This window comes from Streptococcus infantis, from assembly GCF_019929665.1.
Classification (GTDB): Bacteria; Bacillota; Bacilli; order Lactobacillales; family Streptococcaceae; genus Streptococcus; species Streptococcus infantis_H.
Map to the genome: position 1 here is coordinate 1 of NZ_JAHZPZ010000012.1, position 4,950 is coordinate 4,950.

Below are 4,950 nucleotides of genomic sequence, written 5' to 3' on the forward strand. Positions count from 1 at the left end.
TCTCTCAGGGCTCTTACTGATATAAAATCATGGGAAATCTCATCTTGAGGTGGGTTTCACACTTAGATGCTTTCAGCGTTTATCCCTTCCCTACATAGCTACCCAGCGATGCCTTTGGCAAGACAACTGGTACACCAGCGGTAAGTCCACTCTGGTCCTCTCGTACTAGGAGCAGATCCTCTCAAATTTCCTACGCCCGCGACGGATAGGGACCGAACTGTCTCACGACGTTCTGAACCCAGCTCGCGTGCCGCTTTAATGGGCGAACAGCCCAACCCTTGGGACCGACTACAGCCCCAGGATGCGACGAGCCGACATCGAGGTGCCAAACCTCCCCGTCGATGTGAACTCTTGGGGGAGATAAGCCTGTTATCCCCAGGGTAGCTTTTATCCGTTGAGCGATGGCCCTTCCATACGGAACCACCGGATCACTAAGCCCGACTTTCGTCCCTGCTCGAGTTGTAGCTCTCGCAGTCAAGCTCCCTTATACCTTTACACTCTGCGAATGATTTCCAACCATTCTGAGGGAACCTTTGGGCGCCTCCGTTACCTTTTAGGAGGCGACCGCCCCAGTCAAACTGCCCGTCAGACACTGTCTCCGATAGGGATCACCTATCCGGGTTAGAGTGGCCATAACACAAGGGTAGTATCCCAACAACGTCTCCTTCGAAACTGGCGTCCCGATCTCATAGACTCCTACCTATCCTGTACATGTGGTACAGACACTCAATATCAAACTGCAGTAAAGCTCCATGGGGTCTTTCCGTCCTGTCGCGGGTAACCTGCATCTTCACAGGTACTAAAATTTCACCGAGTCTCTCGTTGAGACAGTGCCCAAATCATTACGCCTTTCGTGCGGGTCGGAACTTACCCGACAAGGAATTTCGCTACCTTAGGACCGTTATAGTTACGGCCGCCGTTTACTGGGGCTTCAATTCATACCTTCGGATTACTCCTAAGCACTCCTCTTAACCTTCCAGCACCGGGCAGGCGTCACCCCCTATACATCATCTTACGATTTAGCAGAGAGCTGTGTTTTTGATAAACAGTTGCTTGGGCCTATTCACTGCGGCTGACGTAAAGTCAGCACCCCTTCTCCCGAAGTTACGGGGTCATTTTGCCGAGTTCCTTAACGAGAGTTCTCTCGCTCACCTGAGGCTACTCGCCTCGACTACCTGTGTCGGTTTGCGGTACGGGTAGAGTATGTTTAAACGCTAGAAGCTTTTCTTGGCAGTGTGACGTCACTAACTTCGCTACTAAACTTCGCTCCCCATCACAGCTCAATGTTATAGAATTAAGCATTTAACTCAATTCACACCTCACTGCTTAGACAGACACTTCCAATCGTCTGCTTTAGTTAGCCTACTGCGTCCCTCCATCACTACATACTCTAGTACAGGAATATCAACCTGTTGTCCATCGGATACACCTTTCGGTCTCTCCTTAGGTCCCGACTAACCCAGGGCGGACGAGCCTTCCCCTGGAAACCTTAGTCTTACGGTGGACAGGATTCTCACCTGTCTTTCGCTACTCATACCGGCATTCTCACTTCTATGCGTTCCAGCGCTCCTCACGGTACACCTTCTCCACACATAGAACGCTCTCCTACCATACCTATAAAGGTATCCACAGCTTCGGTAAATTGTTTTAGCCCCGGTACATTTTCGGCGCAGGGTCACTCGACTAGTGAGCTATTACGCACTCTTTGAATGAATAGCTGCTTCTAAGCTAACATCCTAGTTGTCTGTGCAACCCCACATCCTTTTCCACTTAACAATTATTTTGGGACCTTAGCTGGTGGTCTGGGCTGTTTCCCTTTCGACTACGGATCTTAGCACTCGCAGTCTGACTGCCGACCATAATTCATTGGCATTCGGAGTTTATCTGAGATTGGTAATCCGGGATGGACCCCTCACCCAAACAGTGCTCTACCTCCAAGAATCTTGATGTCGACGCTAGCCCTAAAGCTATTTCGGAGAGAACCAGCTATCTCCAAGTTCGTTTGGAATTTCTCCGCTACCCACAAGTCATCCAAGCACTTTTCAACGTGCCCTGGTTCGGTCCTCCAGTGCGTCTTACCGCACCTTCAACCTGCTCATGGGTAGGTCACATGGTTTCGGGTCTACGACATAATACTAAAGCGCCCTATTCAGACTCGGTTTCCCTACGGCTCCGTCTCTTCAACTTAACCTCGCATCATATCGTAACTCGCCGGTTCATTCTACAAAAGGCACGCTCTCACCCATTAACGGGCTCGAACTTGTTGTAGGCACACGGTTTCAGGTTCTATTTCACTCCCCTCCCGGGGTGCTTTTCACCTTTCCCTCACGGTACTGGTTCACTATCGGTCACTAGGGAGTATTTAGGGTTGGGAGATGGTCCTCCCAGATTCCGACGAGATTTCACGTGTCTCGCCGTACTCAGGATACTGCTAGGTACAAAGACTATTTTAAATACGAGGCTCTCACTCTCTTTGGCTGACCTTCCCATGTCATTCTTCTATAGTCTTTGAGTCCACATTGCAGTCCTACAACCCCGAAGAGTAAACTCTTCGGTTTGCCCTCCTGCCGTTTCGCTCGCCGCTACTAAGGCAATCGCTTTTGCTTTCTCTTCCTGCAGCTACTTAGATGTTTCAGTTCACTGCGTCTTCCTCCTCATATCCTTAACAGATATGGGTAACAGGTAGTACCTGTTGGGTTCCCCCATTCGGAAATCCCTGGATCATCGCTTACTTACAGCTACCCAAGGCATATCGTCGTTTGTCACGTCCTTCTTCGGCTCCTAGTGCCAAGGCATCCACCGTGCGCCCTTATTAACTTAACCTTATTTTTTTGACCTTTCAGTCATAAACTCTTATTAATACTACAGCGTTTTCGGTTTATTTTCTTGTTACTATTTGATATAGATATTCAATTTTCAATGTGCATTACTTGGTGATCTCTCACCAATGGAGCCTAGCGGGATCGAACCGCTGACCTCCTGCGTGCAAAGCAGGCGCTCTCCCAGCTGAGCTAAGGCCCCACAAGACCTCTCAAGACTAAACAAGACCAATGTGCATTCCTTATCCTTAGAAAGGAGGTGATCCAGCCGCACCTTCCGATACGGCTACCTTGTTACGACTTCACCCCAATCATCTATCCCACCTTAGGCGGCTGGCTCCTAAAAGGTTACCTCACCGACTTCGGGTGTTACAAACTCTCGTGGTGTGACGGGCGGTGTGTACAAGGCCCGGGAACGTATTCACCGCGGCGTGCTGATCCGCGATTACTAGCGATTCCGACTTCATGTAGGCGAGTTGCAGCCTACAATCCGAACTGAGATTGGCTTTAAGAGATTAGCTTGCCGTCACCGGCTTGCGACTCGTTGTACCAACCATTGTAGCACGTGTGTAGCCCAGGTCATAAGGGGCATGATGATTTGACGTCATCCCCACCTTCCTCCGGTTTATTACCGGCAGTCTCGCTAGAGTGCCCAACTGAATGATGGCAACTAACAATAGGGGTTGCGCTCGTTGCGGGACTTAACCCAACATCTCACGACACGAGCTGACGACAACCATGCACCACCTGTCACCTCTGTCCCGAAGGAAAACTCTATCTCTAGAGCGGTCAGAGGGATGTCAAGACCTGGTAAGGTTCTTCGCGTTGCTTCGAATTAAACCACATGCTCCACCGCTTGTGCGGGCCCCCGTCAATTCCTTTGAGTTTCAACCTTGCGGTCGTACTCCCCAGGCGGAGTGCTTAATGCGTTAGCTACGGCACTAAACCCCGGAAAGGGTCTAACACCTAGCACTCATCGTTTACGGCGTGGACTACCAGGGTATCTAATCCTGTTTGCTCCCCACGCTTTCGAGCCTCAGCGTCAGTTACAAGCCAGAGAGCCGCTTTCGCCACCGGTGTTCCTCCATATATCTACGCATTTCACCGCTACACATGGAATTCCACTCTCCCCTCTTGCACTCAAGTTAAACAGTTTCCAAAGCGTACTATGGTTAAGCCACAGCCTTTAACTTCAGACTTATCTAACCGCCTGCGCTCGCTTTACGCCCAATAAATCCGGACAACGCTCGGGACCTACGTATTACCGCGGCTGCTGGCACGTAGTTAGCCGTCCCTTTCTGGTAAGATACCGTCACAGTGTGAACTTTCCACTCTCACACTCGTTCTTCTCTTACAACAGAGCTTTACGATCCGAAAACCTTCTTCACTCACGCGGCGTTGCTCGGTCAGACTTCCGTCCATTGCCGAAGATTCCCTACTGCTGCCTCCCGTAGGAGTCTGGGCCGTGTCTCAGTCCCAGTGTGGCCGATCACCCTCTCAGGTCGGCTATGTATCGTTGCCTTGGTGAGCCGTTACCTCACCAACTAGCTAATACAACGCAGGTCCATCTGGTAGTGGTGCAATTGCACCTTTTAAGCAGCTATCATGCGATATCTACTGTTATGCGGTATTAGCTATCGTTTCCAATAGTTATCCCCCGCTACCAGGCAGGTTACCTACGCGTTACTCACCCGTTCGCAACTCATCCGGAAAGAGCAAGCTCCTTCCTTCAGCGTTCTACTTGCATGTATTAGGCACGCCGCCAGCGTTCGTCCTGAGCCAGGATCAAACTCTCATTAAAAGTTTGAGTTCTCACTCATTTCTGTCACTGACAGATTTATTGTTTTTTTCATTGTTCAGTACTACAACTTAATGTTGTAGTGCCCTGCACATTGGTTCGTCTTGTTCAGTTTTCAAAGGTCTTTGTCGCGCTTACGACAACTATATTAGTATATCACAGTCACTTTTCTCTGTCAACAGGTTTTTTTAACTTTTTTTAAATCCCATTTCCATCAACCGCGATACACCCATAGTCCGTACGGGATTCGAACCCGTGTTACCGCCGTGAAAAGGCGGTGTCTTAACCCCTTGACCAACGGACCTGAGCTTTTTCAACTCTTTCTATTATACC

Annotated in this window: 2 tRNA genes and 2 rRNA genes; all 4 read right to left on the reverse strand. The window is 49.8% G+C overall.

Annotation, left to right across the window (positions count from 1 at the left end):
• A 23S ribosomal RNA gene (locus K1I61_RS08830) occupies window positions 1-2,823 on the reverse strand; the annotation flags it as partial.
• Window positions 2,824-2,948: 125 nt separating this feature from the next.
• Window positions 2,949-3,021: transfer RNA gene (locus K1I61_RS08835), tRNA-Ala, on the reverse strand.
• Between the two features lie 50 nt (window positions 3,022-3,071).
• Window positions 3,072-4,620: ribosomal RNA gene (locus K1I61_RS08840) — 16S ribosomal RNA — on the reverse strand.
• Window positions 4,621-4,849: 229 nt separating this feature from the next.
• A tRNA-Glu gene (locus tag K1I61_RS08845) sits at window positions 4,850-4,921 on the reverse strand.
• Between the last annotated feature and the right edge of the window lie 29 nt (window positions 4,922-4,950).